Source organism: Arthrobacter sp. BG3, assembly GCF_056680185.1.
In genome coordinates this window covers 1,759,575-1,779,761 of the sequence record NZ_CM155270.1, presented here as the reverse complement: position 1 = coordinate 1,779,761, position 20,187 = coordinate 1,759,575, and the positions used below count along the sequence as shown (strand labels likewise).

Below are 20,187 nucleotides of genomic sequence, written 5' to 3'. Positions count from 1 at the left end.
GCGGCGGCGCGCCGCGGTGCATTGTGGCGCCGTGGAACTAGATGCCGGCGTCGCGGCTCTCATTGCGGGTGATGGTCTCGCCGGTGTTGGGATCGACGACGGAGCGGGTTTCGCTGACCCGGCGGGTGCGGCTGCGACCCGGGGAGGCCAGGACCAGGGATGCAATCAGTCCGATCACGCCCACCGCCATCAGGATGTAGCCGATCATGGTCTGGTCAACATTGGGGATCAGTCCGGGGGTGACGGCCCACGCCAGGATGGCGCCGAGGGCGATGAGGAAGATGGCGGAACCGATTCTCATGACTTGCTCCTTGTGTCCGGTATGACGGATAGGTATTACTAAGCATGCTGTCCAGCGTCACGCTACAGCCCGGTGTGTGTTGTTTCAACGATCTGGGCGCCGCCACACCGGTCAGTCTTGCCCGGCCCGGGGCTTAACCTCGCGCCTTCGGGCCGCCAGACGCGGCCGATCGCACGTATTCTTAAGAGGGCAGCGCGGTAGCGCTCCATGCACCTCACCCCGCCCCCGCCCCGGCTGTAGCCCCCCCGCACCCCCGCATCCCCGCCCGCACCCCGCATCCCCGCCCGCTCCCGCACCCTTCCCGCCCCGCACATCCCGCGGGTCCGCGGCAGGTCTCACAGAAATACCGGTTACCCATGCCTGAAGGTTCACCCAGAGTCGTTGTCACCGGACTGGGGGCGGTGACCCCAGTTGGCGGCACCGCGGCCGAGACCCGGGCCGCGCTGCTGGCCGGGCGCTCCGGAATCGTGCCCCTCGACGACGACTGGGCCCAGCCGCTGCCCGTCCGCATGGCCGGCCGCGTGAGCGTTGACGTCGCATCGCTCCTGTCCATCCCCGAATACAAGAGGATGGACCGGTGCGGGCAACTGGCCCTGATCGCAGCCCGTGAAGCGTGGGCGCAGGCCGGCCGGCCGGAGCCTGACCCGGAGCGCCTGGCGGTGGTGATCGGATCCGGTTACGGCGGCCTGGACACCACCCTGGAGCAGACCCGGACGCTGGATGCCAGCGGTCCGCGCAGGGTCTCCCCGCACACCCTCACCCGGATCATGGCCAACGGCCCCGCGGCCTGGGTCTCCATCGACGTCGGCGCCAAAGGCGGTGCGCGCACCCCGGTGAGCGCCTGCGCCTCCGGGGCCGAAGCCATCTCGCAGGCGGCGGACATGATCCGTTCCGGCGCCGCGGACGTCGTGATCGCCGGCGGCGTGGATTCCTGCATCAACGGCCTGATTGTCAGCGGGTTCGCGCAAATCAGGGCCCTGTCCACCCGCAACGGGGACCCGCAGGCCGCCTCCCGGCCCTTCGACCGGGACCGGGACGGATTCGTGCTGGCCGAAGGCGCCGCGGTCCTGGTCCTGGAACGTGAAGACCACGCCCGCGCCCGCGGGGCCGAAATCCTGGGCGTCGTGGCCGGGACCGCGGTGACGTCCGACGCCGTCGACATCGTCGCTGCCGATCCGGCCACCCAGCGCCGGGTGATGGAAAAAGCGATCGCGGCCGCTGGCCTGGGTGCTGCCGACATCGGTTTGGTCCACGCGCACGCAACCTCCACGCCGGTCGGCGACCGCCTGGAAGCGGAAGCGATCAAGGCCGTGCTCGGCACCCAGGTTCCTGTCACGTCCACGAAATCCCTCACCGGGCACCTCCTCGGCGGCGCCGGTGCGCTCGGAGCCATCGTCATGATCCAGGCCCTGAAGACCGGGGCGGTTCCCGGCATCAGCAACCTGGACCGGCCGGACGACGGGATCGACCTCAACCTCCTCCACAGGACTGTTGAGAGCCAGCCGGCCCGGGCGGGCATCACCAATGCCTTCGGATTCGGCGGCCACAGCACCGCGCTGGTGATCACCGAAAGCTAGGCTGTCCCGATGGAGACAGTCGTCTGGTCCAAGCCGGAACACGAACGCGCCGGCACTCCGCTGCTGGTGATGATGCACGGCTACGGCCGGGATGAATCCCGGATGGTGAAACTCTTCGACCGCCTGCCCGCCGGGTTCAGTTGCGCCGCGCTGCGCGGCCCCAAGGTGATCGGGGACGGCTACGGCTGGTTCCTGCTGGACTACTTCCTGACCCATGACTTCGCCGACGTCATCTCCTCCACCAACGCGGTCTTCAACTGGATCGAATCCGTCAAAGCCCAGCACAGCAGCGTCAGCCTGCTCGGCTACTCCCAGGGCATGGCCATGGCCACCACCCTGCTGCGGCTGCGGCCGGCGCAGTTCCAGGCCGTCGTGGGGCTGTCCGGGTTTGTCCTGGAGAACGAACTCCTGGCGATGAGCGAATCGTTCGACTCCCGGCCGCCCTTCTTCTGGGGCCGGGACCGGGAGGACTTGGTGATCAACGACGCCGCCACGGACCACACCGAGGAATGGCTCCACGAGCACACGCAGCTCACGGCGCGGACCTACCCCGGAATGGGCCACGCCATCTCGGCGGCCGAACTGGTGGACGTCGGCGCCTTCCTCCGCCATTACGTGCTGCGCCAGAACGGCTGAACAGGCAGGGGCCCTAGCCCGCGGCGAGCCCGCGAGACAGGGTCGAAGGGCCCCGGTTTTTTTATCCAGTTGCGCGCCGATTTTGTCAGCGTTTAGAATTGACGTTGGCCATGTTCACGGCCCACTACTTCAGGGGGAAGAAAGGGCTGAGCCCGTGCTGCAGGCCAGGACGCCGCGTGCCACCATTCAGGAGGCCGCCGCACTATCCATCTGCACCGTCCCCCGGCCCCTCCGGAACACCATCTCCCGGCCCCTCCGGAACCCGCCGAACGTCTCCCGGCCAGCCGCCCAGCAAGGCGCGATTGCACCCAGATTGCTGATTGAAAGACTCCACGGCCACGGACTTCCACATCCCCCATCCAGCCACGTGCTGGAGACCAAACAGGCTGATCGCAGGAACACCCGCCGCCGGCGTTGAACAGCGCCCGGCCCGGTGGCCGCGGCACTCCCGCGGCCCGGAAACCTCCGGGGCTGCCCCGCTCCGCTGCGCCTCCCGCCGCCGGCCCGCCCACGCGCCCCGCCCACTTCGCTACCGCTGTCTGAAAGGACAACCGATCCATGACTGAGCTTCCCAACAGCACCCCGTCGAGCTGGACCGGGGCCGCCGCTATCCTCTTTGACCTCGACGGCGTCCTGACCCCCACCGCAATCGTGCACGAGCGCGCCTGGCAGGAACTCTTCGACGGATTCCTCGCGACCGTGCCCGGGGTACCCGGCTACCGGGAAAGCGACTATTTCGACCACATCGACGGGAAGCCGCGCTTCGACGGCGTCCGCGACTTCCTGGCCTCCCGGAACATCGTCCTGCCGGAGGGCCCGCTGGATGATGACCCGGCGCACAACACCGTCCACGGCCTGGGCAACCGCAAGAACAAGGTCTTCAATGACATCGTCGAGGCCGGCGGCGTCAAACCCTACGAAGGCTCCGTGCGCTTCATCGATGCCGCACTGGCCCGCGGACTCAAGGTCGCCGTCGTCTCCTCCTCCCGCAACGCCCCGGCCGTCCTCAAGGCCGCAGGACTCTCCGACTACTTCCCGGTGGTGGTCGACGGCGTCGTCGCCGTCGCCGAGGGGCTGCCCGGCAAGCCCAGCCCGGCGACCTACGAGTACGCGGCCCGGCTCCTGGGCCTGCCCAGCGAGGACTGCGTCGTCATCGAGGACGCGGTCTCGGGGGTCCATGCCGGACGTGCCGGGAGCTTCCACTCGGTGATCGGCGTGGACCGCGGCGCGGGCCGGCAGACCCTGCTGGACGCCGGTGCCACCCTCGTGGTCAATGACCTCGACGAGCTCCTCTAGCCCGGCTTCCGCCCGCACTGCCCCCAGCGAACGCTTTTCACCGCAAGACTTTACCGCCTGAAGGAAACCCCACCATGGCTCTTATCACCTCGGACCGAGCACGGTTCCCCAACGACCCCTGGCAGCTGGTCGAGACCGTCCACCTCCCCGGCAACGCCGGCACGCTGGAGACGCTCTTCAGCCTGGGCAACGGCCACCTCGGAATCCGCGGCGCCCACTGGTCGGCCGCCGACGCCGATCTTCCGGGCAGCTTCATCAACGGCTTCCATGAGACCTGGGACATCAAACACGCGGAGAACGCCTATGGCTTTGCCCGCACCGGCCAGCGGATCCTCTATATCCCGGATGCCAACAACTTCACCGTGGTCATCGACGGCGAGACCCTCAGCCTGGACGAATCCACCGTGTTGGACTACCGGCGCAGCGTCGACTTCGCCACCGGCGTCTACGAATGCCGGATCACCTGGCTGTGCCGTTCCGGCGCCACCGTCACCACCACCGAACGCCGCGCCGTCGGCTACGAGTCCCGCGGTGCGCTCGGCATCTCGCTGGAACTCGCCGCGGACCGTGACATCTCCGCGGATGTGACCTCCTCGGTGATCAACCGCCAGGACCAGGCGGTGGATGACCACTCGGCCCATGACCCGCGCCGTGCCGGCCGGCACGCCGGCCGGGTGCTGCTTCCCATCCGGCTCGACGGCGGCGACGGCTCGCTGCGCCTGTCCTGGGAGACCGCGGAATCCAAGCAGCGCATCGGCCTGGCCGTGGACCACTGGACGAACGCCGGGGTGCAGCCCTTCGACACCCAGGTGCACGAGGACGACAGCAGCGTCCGCTACGTCCTGGCCGTCGGCGCCGACGAGCCGTTCCTCCTCGAGAAGAGCGTCAGCTACGCCGTCGGGCAGTCATCCGAGGACCTCGCCGACGACGCGGAGGCAGGCCTTAGGCCGCTCGCGGAGATCTTCGCCGAAAGCGCGGCGCACTACCGCGAGTACTGGACCACGAGCGACATCGTCCTGGCCGGCCAGACCGAACTCCAGCAGGCCGTCCGCTGGAACCTCTTCCAGCTGGCCCAGGCCACGGCCTGCGCCGACGTTGCCGGCATCCCGGCCAAGGGCGTCAGCGGCTCGGGCTACGACGGGCACTACTTCTGGGACCAGGAGGTGTACCTGATGCCGTACCTGACGTACACCAGCCCGGGCAACGCCCGCCAGGTCCTTGAGTTCCGCCACGACATGCTCCCCGAGGCCAAGGTCCGCGCCGAGGAACTCAGCGTGGACGGCGCCCTCTTCCCGTGGCGCACCATCAACGGACTCGAAGCCAGCGCCTACTACGCCGCCGGCACGGCGCAGTTCCACATCGCCGCCGCCATCGCTTTCGCCACCAACCGCTACATCTGGGCCACCGGCGACCATGCATTCCAGGAATCCCTGGGCTCCGAACTGCTGATCGAGACCGCACGGATGTGGGTCTCCCTGGGCTTCTTCGGCAAGGACGGCCTCTTTCACATCCACGGCGTGACCGGCCCGGACGAGTACACCGCCGTCGTCAATGACAACCTGTACACCAACGTCATGGCCCGGTTTAACCTGCGCGCGGCGGCTGCCCTGGACCATGTGGGGATCGACGACGCCGAACGCCAGCTCTGGGAGCAGGCCGCCAACCGGATGCAGCTGCCCTACGACGAGGACCTCCAGGTGTACTCGCAGGACAACGACTTCATGACCCTGGAACCGTGGGACTGGGCCACGCCCCGTTCGAAGTACCCGCTGCTGCTGCACTTCCACCCGCTGGTGATCTACCGCCACCAGGTCCTCAAGCAGGCGGACAGCGTGCTGGCCATGTTCCTGCAGTGGCAGGACTTCACCGCCGAGGAAAAGCGCCGCGCGTTCGACTTCTACGATCCGATCACCACCGGCGATTCCACCCTGTCCGCCTGCGTGCAGGGCATCATGGCCGCTGAGGTCGGCTACGCGGACGCGGCGCTGGGGCACTTCACGCACGCGCTCTTCATCGACCTGGACGACACCCACGGCAACACGATCGACGGCGTGCACATCGCCTCCACCGGCGGCGTGTGGAGCTCGCTGGTCAGCGGCTTCGCGGGCCTGCGCGACCAGGGTGCGGTGCCGTACTTCGACCCGCGGCTGCCCTCCGAATGGGACGGGCTGTCCTTCCACCTGAAGATCCAGGGCCGGCTGCTGGAGCTCGACCTCGAACAGGGCGCCATCAGCCTGACCGTGCGGAAGGGCGCACCGCTGGAGGTCGATGTGCGCGGCGAGCTGCTCACGGTCGACGGCGACACGGTGCGGGTTCAGCTGGCACCGGTGGCGACACCGGAGCCGACCATCTTCCCGAGCGGACTTCCGACGGCGTCGATCCCGATCGTGCGCGCCGCGGTCTAACCTCCGCCAGACCAACGCGGGGTCACCTAGCGCCCATGATCCACACCGGCATGGGCGCTTGGTGACCCCGCGTTGGTTTTCCCGCCGCGGAGCGTCCGATGGAATAGGCGGCGGGGCGTCCGGGTTGCCGCCTAGTGGGACGGGCCACCTTATCGGGGCAGCCCGTTCCGACGTACTGGGCCCGGAAAGTCGCCTTGCCGCCACCACGCGGCGGCGGCCGCCGGCCTGATTGAGCTCGACTACCCAGAATCGGAGATGGTGGATTAATGACTGCCTACAAGACAGTGAACCCCGCGACCGGAGAAACGTTGAAGGAATTCCCGCTCGCTACCGCGGGCGAGGTCGAGCACGCGCTCGCGGCCTCGAAGAATGCCTTCCGGGACTGGCAGACGGCGCCGGTGGAGGCGCGGGCCAAGGTAATCGCCCGCGTGGCCGAACTGTACCGGGAACGCCGCGACGAACTGGCCCGGCTGATTGCCACGGAGATGGGCAAGCCCCTCGCCCAGTCCCGGGGCGAAGTGGGCCTCGTGGCCGACATCTACTCGTACTACGCGGAAGAAGGCCCGGCCTTCCTCCAGGACGAAGTGCTCAACGTCAAGGGCGGCGGAGAGGCCATTGTCCGCTCCGCGCCGGTGGGGCCGCTCCTGGGCATCATGCCGTGGAACTACCCCTACTACCAGGTGGCGCGGTTCGCGGCCCCCAACCTGATCCTCGGCAACACCATCCTGCTCAAGCACGCCGGCAGCTGCCCGCAGTCTGCCCTCGCCATCGAGCAGATCTTCAAGGATGCCGGACTCCCCGAGGGCGCCTACATCAACCTGTTCCTGAGCAATGAGCAGGTTGCCGAGGTCATCGCTGATGACCGCGTCCAGGGTGTCTCACTGACCGGCAGCGAGCGGGCCGGCTCGGCGGTTGCCGAGGTGGCCGGCCGGAACCTGAAGAAGTACGTGCTGGAACTCGGTGGAAGCGATCCCTTCATCGTCCTGGACTCCGGTGACCTCGACGCCACCGTCAAGGCGGCGGTCAGCGGGCGGATGGGAAACGCCGGGCAGGCCTGCACGGCCTCGAAACGCTTCATCATCCTCGAGGACCTCTATGACTCGTTCGTGGAGAAGTTCACCGCCAGGATGTCCGCGATCAAGCCCGGCGACCCGCTGCTGGCTGACACGCGGTTCGGCCCGCTCTCCTCGCAGAGCGCCGCCGACGGCCTGGTCGAACAGATCCAGGACGCCGTGGACAAGGGCGCCACCCTGCGGACCGGCGGACACCACGTGGAGGGCCCCGGCGCCTACGTCGAGCCCACCGTGCTGACCGATGTGACCCCGGGAATGCGGGCGTTCTCGGAAGAACTGTTCGGCCCGGCGGCGGTCATCTACAAGGTCGCCAGCGTGGAGGAAGCCATCGAGCTGGCCAACGGCTCCCCGTACGGCCTCGGCGGCGCGGTCTTCAGCACCGATACCGAGAAGGCCAAGGCCGTGGCGGACCGGCTGGACACGGGCATGGTGTTCATCAACTCCGTGGCCGAAACCCAGGCGGACCTGCCGTTCGGCGGAGTTAAGCGCTCCGGCGTCGGGCGCGAGCTGGCACGGTTCGGCATGAATGAGTTCGTCAACAAGAAGCTCATCCGGACCCCGCGCTAAATAAGGCGGGATCCTGCGGGCAGTTGGGGGTGAATGCGCGACGCTCGTCCGCCCCCAACCGCCCGCTCCCGTGCCTGCCCGGGAGCGGGCGGGCGGGCCCGTGCCCTAGTGTTAACCCAGGATGAAGCTCAGCACACTTACGGTTCAGGGAAAGGCGATGATGGCCAAGCGAAGCAACCCGGCAATGCGAATTGCCCAGCAGTCAGCACACAACGCGATGTTCGACGCCCAGGGCAAGCCCAAGCCGGGCGTCCACAACGTGCTGCTCCGGGCTGTTGAAGTCCAGCGCCCGCTGGTGCTCGCGAATCTTCGCAGGCTCCAGCGGAAGCACCCGAACGCCACAGCGGCGCAGCTCGCCGCGACGCTGGAGCGGGACTACATCATCGCCGTCACCGGCGGCGGCGCACTCGTGGGCGGAGCGGCCGTGATTCCCGGCGTCGGGACGGCAGCAGCGCTCGGCCTCTCGGCGGCCGCCACCGTTGGCTTCCTCGAAGCCACCGCCCTCTTCTCAACGTCCCTCGCGGAACTCCACGGCGTCCGGATGGTGGATCCCGAGCGGGCCAGCACCCTGGTCATGGCGATCATGCTGGGCGAGGAGGGCACCGCACTGTTGAGCTCGCTGAGCGGGCAGGCCGCGGGGCAGGGCAAGGGCCCCACGCAGGCCTGGGGTTCGCTCTTCGCCCGCCGGGCCCCGCTGGCCGGCTTTGGTTCCGTGCGGGAACGGATGCAGACGATGTTCCTGCGGACCCTGCTGAAAAAGCAGGGTACGGCCCTGCTGGGGCGTGCGCTGCCGTTCGGCATCGGCGCCGTCGTCGGCGGCGTGGGCAACCGGATCATGGGCCGCGCCGTGGTCGCGAACGCCAAGGAGGCCTTCGGCCCGATGCCGCTGATTATCCCCGGAGAACTGGGGGCCATGGCGGAGGCCGAATCCCCGGCGGCAGTGCACGGCCGGGACCCCAAGGACGCCAAAGACAAAAAAGCAAACGCAGGCGGCACGTTTTGGATCTGAACGCTGACCTGGGTGAGTCCTTCGGGACCTGGACCATGGGCGACGACGCCGCGATGTTCCCGCTGGTCACAAGCGCCAGCGTGGCCTGCGGGCTGCACGCCGGGGACCCGGTGACCATGCTGGACACCTGCCGGGCGGCCTACGAGCTCGACGTCCGCGTGGGCGCGCATCTCGGCTACCCGGACCTCGCCGGGTTCGGCCTCCGGGCCATGGACATCACCTTCGACGATCTCTTCGGCGCCGTGCTGTACCAGCTCGGCGCCCTGGACGGGGTGGCGCACGCCGTCGGGGCCTCGGTGGACTACATCAAACTGCACGGGGCGCTCTACGACCGGACAGTGCGCGACGCCGAGCAGGCCTCCGCCGTCGTCGCCGCCATCCAGGCCTACGATCCGGGACTTCCCGTGCTGGGCTTCCCGGGCTCCGCCCTGCTCGGCATCGCCCAGGAGGCCGGCCACCCGGTCTTCGCCGAAGCCTTCGCCGACCGCGCCTACCTGCCCGACGGCACCCTGATGCCGCGCTCGCAGGACGGCGCCCAGCTGCACGACGTCGGCCAGATCACCGAACGCGCCGTGCGCCTTGCGACTAAAGGCGAAGTCGAGGCCGTGGACGGGACCGTACTCCGGATCGAACCGCACTCGCTGTGCATCCACGGCGACGCTCCCGGTTCCGTCGCCAGCGCCGCCGCTATCCGCGCGGCCCTCGAGAGCGCAGGTGTGGAGCTGGAGAGCTTCGCCTGAGCCCCGTCTGAGCCCCGCCTGACCAGCGCGTTAAGTTACTCCGCCCGCACGGCTCCTGCCCAGTGCCGTAAGGCCCTATCGGGGCCCAAGTATGGCCCATAGCTTGAGGGCATGACTGCCGGAGGCCCCGCGGGGTTAGATGGACCCGCCTCGGACGCAATGTTGAAGCTGGGCCGTTTCTTCACGAAATGGGACCAGACCGAGGACGGCAGGGCGGTGTTCCGGGAGGGTGGCCGCAAGGGCGATATCTTCTACCGGGACCGGTGGAGCCACGACAAGGTGGTCCGCTCCACCCACGGGGTGAACTGCACCGGCTCATGTTCCTGGAAGGTGTACGTCAAGGACGGCATCATCACCTGGGAATCCCAGCAGACGGACTATCCCTCAGTGGGTCCGGACAGCCCGGAATACGAACCGAGAGGCTGCCCGCGCGGGGCGGCCTTTTCCTGGTACACCTACTCGCCCACGCGCGTCCGGTTCCCGTACGCGCGGGGTGTCCTCGTCGAGATGTACCGCGAGGCCAAGGCCCGGCTTGGCGACCCGGTGCTGGCCTTTGCCGACGTCGCGGGGGACCCGGAACGCCGCCGCCGCTACCAGCAGGCCCGCGGCAAAGGCGGCCTGGTGCGGGTGTCCTGGCAGGAAGCGATCGAGATCGCGGCCGCCGCCCACGTGAACACCATCAAGACCTACGGGCCGGACCGCTGCGCCGGCTTCTCGCCGATTCCCGCGATGTCCATGGTCTCGCACGCGGTCGGGGCCCGCTTCATCCAGCTGATCGGCGGGGTGATGACCTCCTTCTACGACTGGTACGCGGATCTGCCCGTGGCCAGCCCGCAGGTCTTCGGGGACCAGACCGACGTCCCGGAATCCGGCGACTGGTGGGACGCCGGCTACCTCATGATGTGGGGTTCCAACGTCCCCGTCACCCGGACCCCGGATGCGCACTGGATGGCCGAGGTGCGGTACCGCGGCACCAAGGTGGTCACGGTCAGCCCGGACTACGCTGACAACACGAAATTCGCCGACGAATGGCTCCCCGCCCAGGCCGGAACGGACGCCGCGCTGGCCATGGCGATGGGGCACGTCATGCTCAAGGAATTCTTCGTCGACCGCGAGGTCCCGTTCTTCTCCGACTACGTCCGCCAGTACACGGACCTGCCGTTCCTGGTCCGGCTGGAACGGCGCGACGACGGCTCCCTCACCCCGTCGAAGTTCCTCACCGCCCAGTACATCCCCGCCGAGTCCCTGGCCGAGGACGCGGCGTTCCGCACCGTGCTGTTCGACAAGAAGGCCGGGCGTCCGGCCGTGCCCAACGGCTCCATGGGATTCCGCTATTCCGGCAGCGGCGAGGGCAAATGGAACCTGGACCTCGAAGGGATCGAGCCGGCGCTGTCGCTGCGCGAGGTCTCCGCGGCGAGCGCCGAGATCCTGCTTCCGTGCTTCGAGCAGGCGGACGGCACCGGCAGTGTGCTCCGGCGCGGGGTGCCTGTCATCGAGGTGGAGGGCCAGCTGGTCACCACCGTGTTCGACCTCATGCTGGCCCAGTACGGTGTGGGACGGGACGGGCTCCCGGGGGAGTGGGCCGCCGGCTATGACGACGCCGCGACGCCCTATACCCCGGCCTGGCAGGCCGAGATCACGTCCGTCCCCGCCCAGGCCTGCATCCGGGTGGCGCGGGAGTTCGCCCGGAACGCCGAGGAGTCCAAGGGCCGCTCCATGATCATCATGGGCGCCGGGATCTGCCAGTGGTTCCACGGCGACGCCACCTACCGGGCGGTCCTGGCGCTCGTGATGCTGACCGGCTGCATGGGCCGCAACGGCGGCGGCTGGGCGCACTACGTCGGGCAGGAAAAGACCCGGCCGGCCACCGGCTGGGTGTCGCTGGCCAATGCGCTGGACTGGTCCCGCCCGCCGCGGACCATGATCGGCACCGGCTACTGGTACATGCACACGGACCAGTGGCGGCAGGACGGCTACTCCGCGGACGCACTCAAGTCACCGCTGTCCACCGGAGCCCTGGACGGCATGCACACCGCGGACGCACTGGCCCAGTCGGCCCGGCTGGGCTGGATGCCGTTCTACCCGCAGTTCGACCGCAACCCGCTGGACCTCGCCGACGAGGCGGAGGCCGCCGTCGCCGCCGGAACCGCGGAAGACACCCCCAGCTACATCGCGGACGCGCTCAAGAACCGCACCCTGAACCCGGCAATCGAGGACGTGGACGCCCCGGAGAACTGGCCGCGGACCCTCGTGCTGTGGCGCTCCAACCTGTTCGGCTCCTCGGCCAAGGGCAACGAGTACTTCCTCCGGAACCTGCTGGGCACCCACAACAACGTCCTGGGCAAGGACCACGCCGAGGGCCTCAAGCCCCGCGATGTGAAATGGCACGAACAGGCGCCGGAAGGAAAACTGGACCTGCTGGTCTCCGCCGACTTCCGGATGACCTCCACCACGCTGCTCTCCGACGTCGTGTTCCCGGCTGCCACCTGGTACGAGAAGCACGACCTGTCCTCCACCGACATGCACCCGTTTGTGCACGCCTTCACCCCGGCGATCGACCCGCCCTGGGAGACCAAAACAGACTTCGACATGTTCCACCTGCTGGCCCAGGAGTTCTCCCGGCAGGCCAAGACCCACCTGGGCGTCCGCCGCGACCTGGTCAGCGTGCCCCTGCAGCACGACACCCCCGGACAACTCGCCCAGCCCGGCGGGATCGTGCGGGACTGGCGGGACACGTCCATCCCCGCGGTGCCGGGACGGAACATGCCCATCTTTTCCGTGGTGGAGCGGGACTACACCGCCATCGCGGACAAGCTGGCCGCCGTCGGGCCGCTGGCCGACAAGCTGGGCTTCACGGTCAAGAACGTCACTTACAAACTCGCCGGCCCGCTGAACCGGCTCAGCCGCTCCAACGGCGTGATGCTCGGCGGCGCCGCGGACGGCCGTCCCGCGATCGACACCGACGCGAAAATGGCGGAGGCCATCCTGGCGTTCTCCGGCACCACCAACGGCGCGCTCTCCGTGCAGGGCTTCAAGGACCTGGAGGTCCGCACCGGCCGGAAGCTGGCGGACCTCTCCGAAGGGTCCGAGGAAAAGTTCATCACCTTTGCCCAGACCCAGGCCGGCCCGGTCCCGGTCATCACCTCGCCGGAGTGGTCCGGCTCCGAAACGGGCGGCCGGCGCTACGCCCCCTTCACCATCAACGTGGAGCGGCTCAAGCCCTGGCACACCCTGACCGGGCGGATGCACTTCTTCCTTGACCACGACTGGATGATCGACATCGGCGAGTCGCTGCCGATCTACCGGCCGCCGCTGGACATGCACCGGCTCTTCGGCGAACCCAAACTCGGCCGGGACGGGCAGCTGGAGGTGGTGGTCCGCTACCTGACACCGCACTCCAAATGGTCCATCCACTCCGAATACCAGGACAACCTGCTGATGCTCTCGCTGTCCCGCGGCGGCCCGACGGTCTGGATGAGCCCCGCTGACGCCGAAGCCATCAAGGTCAGGGACAACGACTGGGTGGAATGCCTGAACACCAACGGCGTCCTGGTGGCCCGGGCGATCGTCAGCCACCGGATGCCGGCCGGCGTGGTCTACGTCCACCACGCGCAGGAACGCACCATCGACGTGCCGAAGTCCGAGGCGACCGGCCGGCGCGGCGGCATCCACAACTCCGTCACCCGGCTGCTGGTCAAACCCTCGCACCTGATCGGCGGCTACGCCCAGCTGGCCTACGCGTTCAACTACCTTGGCCCCACCGGAAACCAGCGCGACATGGTTGCCACCGTCCGCCGTCGTTCCCAGGAGGTGCAGTACTGATGCGTGTAATGGCTCAAATGGGCATGGTCATGAACCTGGACAAATGCATCGGCTGCCACACCTGTTCCGTGACCTGCAAGCAGGCCTGGACCAACCGTGCGGGCACCGAATACGTCTGGTTCAACAACGTCGAAACCCGCCCCGGGCAGGGATATCCGCGCCGCTACGAGGACCAGGACAAGTGGCGGGGCGGCTGGGTGCTGAACAAGCGCGGCAAACTGGTACTCAAGGCGGGCGGCCGGGTCAAGAAGCTCTTCGGGATCTTCGCCAGCCCGGTCCAGCCCGAGCTCAAGGACTACTACGAGCCGTGGACCTACGATTACAAGACGCTCGTGGACGCGCCGCTGGGCGACGATTTCCCCGTGGCCCGGCCCAAGTCCCTGATCACCGGCGAGGACACCAAAATCACCTGGTCGGCGAACTGGGACGACGATCTGGGCGGCTCCGCCGAGTACGGCCACCTGGACCCGATTGTGGAGAAGGTCCGGCGGGAGTCCGAGGACAAGATCAAGTTCGCCTACGAGCAGACTTTTATGTTCTACCTGCCGCGGATCTGCGAGCACTGCCTGAACCCGTCCTGCATGGCCTCCTGCCCCTCCGGCGCGATCTACAAGCGGGTGGAGGACGGGATCGTGCTGGTGGACCAGGACAAGTGCCGCGGCTGGCGGCAGTGCGTCACCGGCTGCCCCTACAAGAAGATCTACTTTAACCACAAGACCGGGAAGGCCGAGAAGTGCACCTTCTGCTACCCGCGGGTGGAGGTGGGGCTGCCGACGGTCTGCTCGGAAACCTGCGTGGGCCGGCTGCGGTACCTGGGGCTGTTCCTGTACGACGCCGACGCCGTCACCGCTGCGGCCGCCGTCACTGATCCCCAGGAACTCTACGACGCCCAGATGGATGTGCTGCTGGACCCGAACGACCCCGCCGTCCAGGCCGACGCCCGGGCCCAGGGCATCCCGGAGGACTGGATCGACGCCGCCCGGCGCTCGCCGGTCTACGCCCTGGCCAAGGTCTACAAGGTCGCCCTGCCGCTGCACCCCGAATACCGGACCATGCCGATGGTCTGGTACGTGCCGCCGCTCTCACCCGTGGTGGACCTGCTGCGGGACCAGGGGCACGACGGCGAGGACGCCGGCAACCTCTTCGGCGCCATCGACGCGCTGCGCATCCCGGTGGAATACCTTGCGGAGCTTTTCACCGCCGGGGACGCGGACCGGGTCACCACGGTGCTGAAGAAACTCGCGGCGATGCGCTCCTACATGCGCGGCATCACCATGGGCAACGACCCCGACGATTCCATCCCCGAAGCCGTGGGCATGGACGGGCAGACCATGTACGAGATGTACCGGCTAATGGCGATCGCGAAGTACGAGGAGCGCTACGTCATCCCCAAAGCCCATGTGGAACAGGCCCATGACCTGGAGGAAATGGGCTGCTCGCTGGACTTCGAGGGCGGCCCGGGAATGCAGGATTCCTCCCCGTTCGGCGAGGCCAGCGGCAGGCCTGTCCCGGTGGCGGTGGAAACCTTCAACGCCCTCCGGGACCGGCAGACCTCAGACGAGGCTCCCGGCGAAACAACCCTCCGGGGACGCGTTAACCTGTTGAACTGGGACGGCACCGGGGCGCCGCCGGGATTGTTCCCGGAGAAGGCCGTCCTCCCGGGGACGCCGGCCGCCCCCGCTCCTGCTCCACGCAGCCGGCCAGGGGACCAGCCGTGAGCCGGCGCGAACAGGTCATCTACCTCGCGGCCGCCTGGTGCCTGTCCTACCCGGACGAGGACCTCATCGAACGGGTGCCGCTCATGCGCGCGGCGCTCGGCGAGTTCCCCGGCGCCGTCGAGGACTTCCGGGAGGTGCTGGGCGCGCTGGAATCCACCCCGCCGATGGACAGCCAGGCCCACTACGTGCGCGAGTTCGACCTCGGCAAACGCCACGCCCTGCACCTGTCCTACTGGACGGACGGGGACACGCGGCGCCGCGGCGAAGTCCTGGGCAACTTCAAGAAGACCTACCGGCAAAGCGACATCCTGGTGGACACGCACGGGGAACTGCCCGACTACCTGCCGATGGTCCTCGAATATGCCGCCCGGGTGGACCTCGCCGCCGGCCGCGAGCTGCTGACCCGCTTCCGGGCCAGTCTGGAAATGCTCCGCTTCGGGCTGCTCCGGGACGGGCTTCCGCACGCCCGCATCCTGCAGGCGGTCTGCGCCACCCTGCCCGGGAAATCCCCGGCCGACGAGCAGGCCGTGATGCGGATGGCCGGCTACGGCCCACCCACCGAAGCGGTGGGCCTGGACCCTTATGATCCGCGCCTGCTGCCCGTGAAGGGGGCCTGACCATGCTCGCATCCGAAGCCGCGTCCGGATCGGTCCTCGACATCTCCGCACTGGACATCGTGCTCTGGGGCGTGCTCCCGTACGTGATGGTCGTTGTCCTGGTCGGCGGGCTTCTCTGGCGCTACAAATACGACCAGTTCGGCTGGACCACCAGATCCTCCCAGCTCTACGAGTCCCGGCTGCTGCGGATCGCCTCACCGCTGTTCCACTTTGGCCTCCTCGCCGTGATCGCGGGCCACTTCTTCGGCCTGGTCATTCCGATGGCCTGGACCCAGGCCGTGGGGATGAGCCAGGAGTTCTACCACTTCAACGCGCTCTTGGTGGGCGGGATCGCGGGGGTGGGGACCCTGGGCGGGATCCTCCTGCTGATCTACCGCCGCCGCACCACCGGGCCGGTCTTCATGGCCACCACCAGGAACGACAAGACCATGTACGTGGTGCTCACCGCAGCCATTGTGTTCGGCCTGTGGACCACCCTGGCCAGTGTCTTCGAGGGCGAGCACGGGCACAACTACCGCGAGACCGTCGCCCCGTGGTTCCGTTCCCTGTTCGTGTTCCAGCCGGATCTTGGGGCGATGGCGGCCGCGCCGTTCTCCTTCCATCTGCACACCCTGGTGGGCATGGCGCTCTTCGTGATCTGGCCCTTCACCCGGCTGGTCCATGCCTTCACCGCCCCGTTCCACTACCTCTTCCGTCCCTACATCGTCTACCGTTCCCGTGACAGGGACCGGGACGGCAGCCGGGCAGGCGCCGCGGCGGCGCGGTCCTCCGGCACCGCCGCCCGCCGCGGCTGGTCTGCCGTCGGAACCCGCGACCGGGACACCCGGAACCGCTGAACCGGGCGGAAGCCCGCCCCAGAGAACGTCGAGCTGAAAGGAAACCTGTGGCCGGATCCGTGCCCCTTCATTCGGCCGCCCCCGCCGGGCGGACACTCAACCTCGTCCTCGCCACTTCGGCGTCGGTGGTGGGGTTCTGGGCCTGGAACTCCGTGGCCACCCTCGGAGCCTTCTACACACAGAACCTGCAGCTGAATCCGGCCACCACCGGCGTGCTCGTCGCCATGCCGGTGTTCGTCGGCTCGCTGGGCAGGATCGTCGTCGGCGCCCTGACGGACAAATACGGAGGCCGGGCGATGTTCACCTTCGTGCTGCTGGCGTCCATCGTGCCGATCCTGCTCGTGGCGGTCGGCGGCACCATGCGCTCCTTCGCCCTGGTGCTGTCCTCCGCGCTGCTGCTGGGCGTCGCCGGAACGGTCTTCGCCGTCGGGATCCCCTTTGTCAGCGCCTGGTATGAGCCGTCCCGGCGCGGCTTCGCCACCGGCGTCTTCGGCGCCGGGATGGGCGGCACGGCGCTGGCCGCGTTCCTGAACCCGCGGCTGGTCGCGGCGATCGGATACTTCCCCACTCACCTGCTGATCGCCGCGATCCTGGCCGGCATGGCGGCCCTGGTCTGGTTCCGAATGAAGGAAGCCCCTGGCTGGACCCGCAACAGCCTCCCCGTCCTGCCCAAACTGGTTGACGCCGCGAAGACCCCGGTCACCTGGAAAATGTGCTTCCTCTACGCCGTGGTCTTCGGCGGCTTCGTCTCTTTCGCCACCTACCTGCCCACCTACCTCAGGGACGTCTACAGCTTCGATCCAAGCGGCGCCGGGGCGCGCACCGCCGGCTTCGCACTGGCGGCCGTGCTGGCACGGCCCGTGGGCGGCGTGCTCGCGGACAGGTTCGGTCCCAAACCCGTCGTGATCACCTCACTGACGGGCGTCGCGGTCCTCGCTTGGGCGGTGAACCTGCAGCCCGACGGGGAAGTCCCCGCCGGGCTGACGTTCGTCGCCATGGCGGCGGCCCTGGGACTCGGAACGGGCGGGGTGTTCGCTTGGGTCGGTGTGCTCGCCCCTCCCGGGAAAGTCGGCAGCATCAGCGGCGTGGTCAGCGCGGCCGGGGGACTGGGCGGCTATTTTCCGCCGCTGGTCATGGGAGCGACGTATGACGCCGCCACGCACAGCTACTCGATCGGGCTGATGCTGCTTGTGGTCACGGCGCTTGCCGCGCTGGCCTTCACCGTCTTTGTCATGCCGGGCCGGGCGAAGGCGGAGGTCGCGGCCGCCTAGCCGGAACCGCGGACCGCCGGACTGCTAGCCGAAGGCCAGATGCGCCACCGTAAAGATCGCCAGCCCGGCGAGGGCACCCACCACGGTGCCGTTGATCCGGATGAACTGCAGGTCCTTGCCGATCTGGAGTTCGATTTTCTGCGAGGTCTCCTCGGCGTCCCAGCGGGCCACGGTATCGGTGATGACGCCCGCGATGTCCGAGCGGTACGTCTTGACGAGGTACCCGGCGGCGTCGCCGATCCATTTGTTCACTTTGCCGGCCAGCTCGGGGTCAACCACCAGCCGGGTGCCGAAGTCGTGGACGGCTGCTTTGAACCTGACGGTCAGTTCGCTGTGCGGATCGTCGACGGCGGAGAGCAGCGCGGCCTTGATGGTGCCCCAGGTGCGGGACGCGAGTTCGCGGATCTCGGGGTCGCCGAGGACCTGGGCCTTGATTCCCTCGGCCCGGGCGATCATCACCGGGTCATGCTGCAGGTCCTGGGCGAGGTCCTTGAGGTACTTGTCGATCGACCGGCGGACCTGGTGCTGCGGATCGGACTGCACGGCCCGGGTGAACTTCAGGATCTCCACATAGACTTTGTCGCCCACGAGCCCGTCCACGAACGACGGCACCCACGTCGGGGAACGGTCGGTGACCAGCCGGTTGACCGTGTCCTGGTTGTCCCGGACCCAGTCCACCGTGCGGTCCACGAGCACGTCCACCAGGGCGTGGTGGTGCCCGTCCTCGAAGATCCGCTGGGCGACCCGTCCCACCGGAGGGCCCCACGGCGGGGCGAGCAGATGACGGCGGACCATGCCTTCGATCACGGCCTGGACGTCGTCGTCGTTGAGAACCGTGAAGGCTCCGCGGATGACGGCGGCGCCCTCCCGGGCGACACGTTCGGCGCCGCCGGGCCCGGAGAGCCACACGCCGGCCTTGCGGGCGATGTCAACGGAGGCCAGTTTTTCCTGGACAACCTGCTCGGACAGGAAATTGGTTTCCACGAATTCGCCCAGCGAGGCGCCGATCTGGTCCTTGCGCTGGGGAATAATGGCGGTGTGCGGGATCTTGAGGCCCATCGGGTACTTGAACAGGGCCGTCACGGCGAACCAGTCGGCGAGGGCGCCGACCATGCCGCCCTCAGCCGCGGCCCGGACGTATTCGAGCCAGGGGTACTGCTTCTGCAAGGCGAAGGCGACCACAAAGATGATCGCCATCAGGATCAGCAGCGAGAGCGCCAGCAGCTTCATCTTCCGCAGCGCGGCCGCCTTCGCGGCGTCGCCGGTGGCCACGGTCTGGCGGGGGCCGGGACGGTCGTCCGCGGCTGCCCCGGCGCCGCCGGGGCGCTCCGAACGGGTATTTGGCTCAGTATTCACCTGCATGTGCCCAGCCTAGCCCCGGTTTGGTATCGGCTGTCGGCTAACGTGGCAGCGTGACGCCTGACCTGTCCGCCGCAGCCCGCCCGCTGGTCTACGCCCACCGCGGCTCAAGCGAGGCCTTCGCCGAGCACACCCGCGCCGCCTACCTGCAGGCCCTCGCCGACGGCGCCGACGGCGTCGAGTGCGACATCCACCTCACCCGGGACCAGCACGCGGTGCTGCTGCACGACTCGAACCTGGATCGCACCTCGGACGGGACCGGCCCGGTGGCGGACCGGACCCTCGAGGAGCTCCGGGAATTGGACTTCTCCTCCTGGAAAGGCGCCAGGATTCCGGAGATATACGGCGCCCGGTCCACCCAGTTGCTGACACTGCCGGAGCTGTTGGTACTGCTGCGCGCCGCAGGGCGGGAGGTCGGGCTGGCGATTGAGCTCAAACACCCCAGCCCCTTCCAGCTCAAGCTGGAGGACCGCGTCCTTGAAGTCCTCCAGTCCGAAGGCTGGGACCCGGCGACGTCCCGGCTGGGCAACATCACGGTGTCGTTCATGAGCTTCAGCCCGGACTCGGTGAAGCACCTGCTGAAGAAAGTCCCGGCGTCCGCCGTGTGCCAGCTCGTGGACGACGTCAACGTCGAGGAGATCCGGGAGGAACTCGGCCTGGGGGCGCTCACCGGCGCGGCGCTGGCGAACGTGATGAAGGCCGCGCAAACCGAAGCCGAGCGGATCCTGGACGACCGCGAGACGGGCCTGGCCGGCCCGGGCATCGACTACGTCCGCGGGCATTCCCGCACCATCCGGCGCTGGCTCGACTCCGGCCGCCGCTTCCGGGTGTGGACCGTCGACTCGGAAAACGATGTGGCCTTCTGCCAGCAGCTCGGGATCCACGAGATCACCACGAACCGGCCCGCGCAGGTCCTCGCCCAGCTGGCGGCCGGATCCCGGAGCCTCCACTAGACAGGCA

General features: G+C 68.4%; 15 protein-coding genes. 13 read left to right on the top strand and 2 right to left on the bottom strand.

The window, feature by feature from the left end:
* Positions 1-37: 37 nt before the first annotated feature.
* Complete coding sequence (locus AC1MFL_RS07850; RefSeq protein ID WP_226759824.1) at positions 38-301, bottom strand: DUF6458 family protein; 264 nt, start codon at positions 299-301, stop codon at positions 38-40.
* 356 nt (positions 302-657) lie between these two features.
* Here AC1MFL_RS07850 and AC1MFL_RS07845 point away from each other — a divergent pair, with 356 nt between their 5' ends.
* From AC1MFL_RS07845 to AC1MFL_RS07790, 12 genes are all read left to right on the top strand, one after another.
* Positions 658-1,878: a beta-ketoacyl-[acyl-carrier-protein] synthase family protein gene (locus tag AC1MFL_RS07845; RefSeq protein ID WP_479814568.1), complete on the top strand. Its 1,221-nt coding sequence runs from the start codon at positions 658-660 to the stop codon at positions 1,876-1,878.
* Between the two features lie 9 nt (positions 1,879-1,887).
* Positions 1,888-2,514, top strand: coding sequence for an alpha/beta hydrolase (locus tag AC1MFL_RS07840; protein WP_479814566.1), 627 nt, complete (start codon positions 1,888-1,890; stop codon positions 2,512-2,514).
* Positions 2,515-3,072: 558 nt separating this feature from the next.
* Positions 3,073-3,810 (top strand): HAD family hydrolase, encoded by a 738-nt coding sequence (locus tag AC1MFL_RS07835; protein ID WP_479814564.1) that lies wholly within the window; start codon positions 3,073-3,075, stop codon positions 3,808-3,810.
* A gap of 74 nt (positions 3,811-3,884) precedes the next feature.
* Entirely contained in the window at positions 3,885-6,215 is a 2,331-nt protein-coding gene (locus AC1MFL_RS07830) for a glycoside hydrolase family 65 protein (RefSeq protein WP_479814562.1), read from the top strand.
* 266 nt (positions 6,216-6,481) lie between these two features.
* Positions 6,482-7,855: an NAD-dependent succinate-semialdehyde dehydrogenase gene (locus tag AC1MFL_RS07825; RefSeq protein ID WP_479814561.1), complete on the top strand. Its 1,374-nt coding sequence runs from the start codon at positions 6,482-6,484 to the stop codon at positions 7,853-7,855.
* A gap of 160 nt (positions 7,856-8,015) precedes the next feature.
* Entirely contained in the window at positions 8,016-8,864 is an 849-nt protein-coding gene (locus AC1MFL_RS07820) for a hypothetical protein (RefSeq protein ID WP_479815380.1), read from the top strand.
* On the top strand, positions 8,855-9,604 hold the full coding sequence (locus tag AC1MFL_RS07815) for a LamB/YcsF family protein (RefSeq protein WP_479814559.1): 750 nt from the start codon (positions 8,855-8,857) through the stop codon (positions 9,602-9,604). Before AC1MFL_RS07820 ends, AC1MFL_RS07815 begins: the two co-directional genes overlap by 10 nt.
* A 111-nt stretch (positions 9,605-9,715) precedes the next feature.
* Positions 9,716-13,426 (top strand): nitrate reductase subunit alpha, encoded by a 3,711-nt coding sequence (locus tag AC1MFL_RS07810; protein WP_479814557.1) that lies wholly within the window; start codon positions 9,716-9,718, stop codon positions 13,424-13,426.
* Positions 13,426-15,144, top strand: a complete 1,719-nt coding sequence (narH, locus tag AC1MFL_RS07805) for a nitrate reductase subunit beta (RefSeq protein ID WP_479814555.1) — start codon at positions 13,426-13,428, stop codon at positions 15,142-15,144. The genes AC1MFL_RS07810 and narH overlap by 1 nt, the downstream gene beginning before the upstream one ends.
* Positions 15,141-15,761 (top strand): nitrate reductase molybdenum cofactor assembly chaperone, encoded by a 621-nt coding sequence (gene narJ, locus AC1MFL_RS07800; RefSeq protein WP_479814553.1) that lies wholly within the window; start codon positions 15,141-15,143, stop codon positions 15,759-15,761. The genes narH and narJ overlap by 4 nt, the downstream gene beginning before the upstream one ends.
* Before the next feature lie 2 nt (positions 15,762-15,763).
* Positions 15,764-16,597, top strand: a complete 834-nt coding sequence (gene narI / locus AC1MFL_RS07795) for a respiratory nitrate reductase subunit gamma (protein ID WP_479814551.1) — start codon at positions 15,764-15,766, stop codon at positions 16,595-16,597.
* Between the two features lie 47 nt (positions 16,598-16,644).
* Positions 16,645-17,868, top strand: a complete 1,224-nt coding sequence (locus tag AC1MFL_RS07790) for an MFS transporter (RefSeq protein ID WP_479814549.1) — start codon at positions 16,645-16,647, stop codon at positions 17,866-17,868.
* 24 nt (positions 17,869-17,892) lie between these two features.
* On the opposite strand, the gene AC1MFL_RS07785 is transcribed toward AC1MFL_RS07790, so the two are convergent.
* The gene (locus AC1MFL_RS07785; protein WP_479814548.1) at positions 17,893-19,230 is read right to left on the bottom strand and encodes a DUF445 domain-containing protein; all 1,338 of its coding nucleotides are present in this window, start codon (positions 19,228-19,230) and stop codon (positions 17,893-17,895) included.
* A 50-nt stretch (positions 19,231-19,280) separates the two neighbouring features.
* On the opposite strand from AC1MFL_RS07785, the gene AC1MFL_RS07780 reads away from it, so the two are divergent.
* Positions 19,281-20,180, top strand: coding sequence for a glycerophosphodiester phosphodiesterase (locus tag AC1MFL_RS07780; protein WP_479814546.1), 900 nt, complete (start codon positions 19,281-19,283; stop codon positions 20,178-20,180).
* Positions 20,181-20,187: the final 7 nt, after the last annotated feature.

What these genes read in the sequence shown, in the direction of transcription:
- AC1MFL_RS07850 (WP_226759824.1), bottom strand. Translation starts at nt 301, where the DNA reads ATGAGAATCGGTTCCGCCATCTTCCTCATCGCCCTCGGCGCCATCCTG.
- AC1MFL_RS07845 (WP_479814568.1), top strand. Translation starts at nt 658, where the DNA reads ATGCCTGAAGGTTCACCCAGAGTCGTTGTCACCGGACTGGGGGCGGTG.
- AC1MFL_RS07840 (WP_479814566.1), top strand. Translation starts at nt 1,888, where the DNA reads ATGGAGACAGTCGTCTGGTCCAAGCCGGAACACGAACGCGCCGGCACT.
- AC1MFL_RS07835 (WP_479814564.1), top strand. Translation starts at nt 3,073, where the DNA reads ATGACTGAGCTTCCCAACAGCACCCCGTCGAGCTGGACCGGGGCCGCC.
- AC1MFL_RS07830 (WP_479814562.1), top strand. Translation starts at nt 3,885, where the DNA reads ATGGCTCTTATCACCTCGGACCGAGCACGGTTCCCCAACGACCCCTGG.
- AC1MFL_RS07825 (WP_479814561.1), top strand. Translation starts at nt 6,482, where the DNA reads ATGACTGCCTACAAGACAGTGAACCCCGCGACCGGAGAAACGTTGAAG.
- AC1MFL_RS07820 (WP_479815380.1), top strand. Translation starts at nt 8,016, where the DNA reads ATGGCCAAGCGAAGCAACCCGGCAATGCGAATTGCCCAGCAGTCAGCA.
- AC1MFL_RS07810 (WP_479814557.1), top strand. Translation starts at nt 9,716, where the DNA reads ATGACTGCCGGAGGCCCCGCGGGGTTAGATGGACCCGCCTCGGACGCA.
- narH (WP_479814555.1), top strand. Translation starts at nt 13,426, where the DNA reads ATGCGTGTAATGGCTCAAATGGGCATGGTCATGAACCTGGACAAATGC.
- narI (WP_479814551.1), top strand. Translation starts at nt 15,764, where the DNA reads ATGCTCGCATCCGAAGCCGCGTCCGGATCGGTCCTCGACATCTCCGCA.
- AC1MFL_RS07785 (WP_479814548.1), bottom strand. Translation starts at nt 19,230, where the DNA reads ATGCAGGTGAATACTGAGCCAAATACCCGTTCGGAGCGCCCCGGCGGC.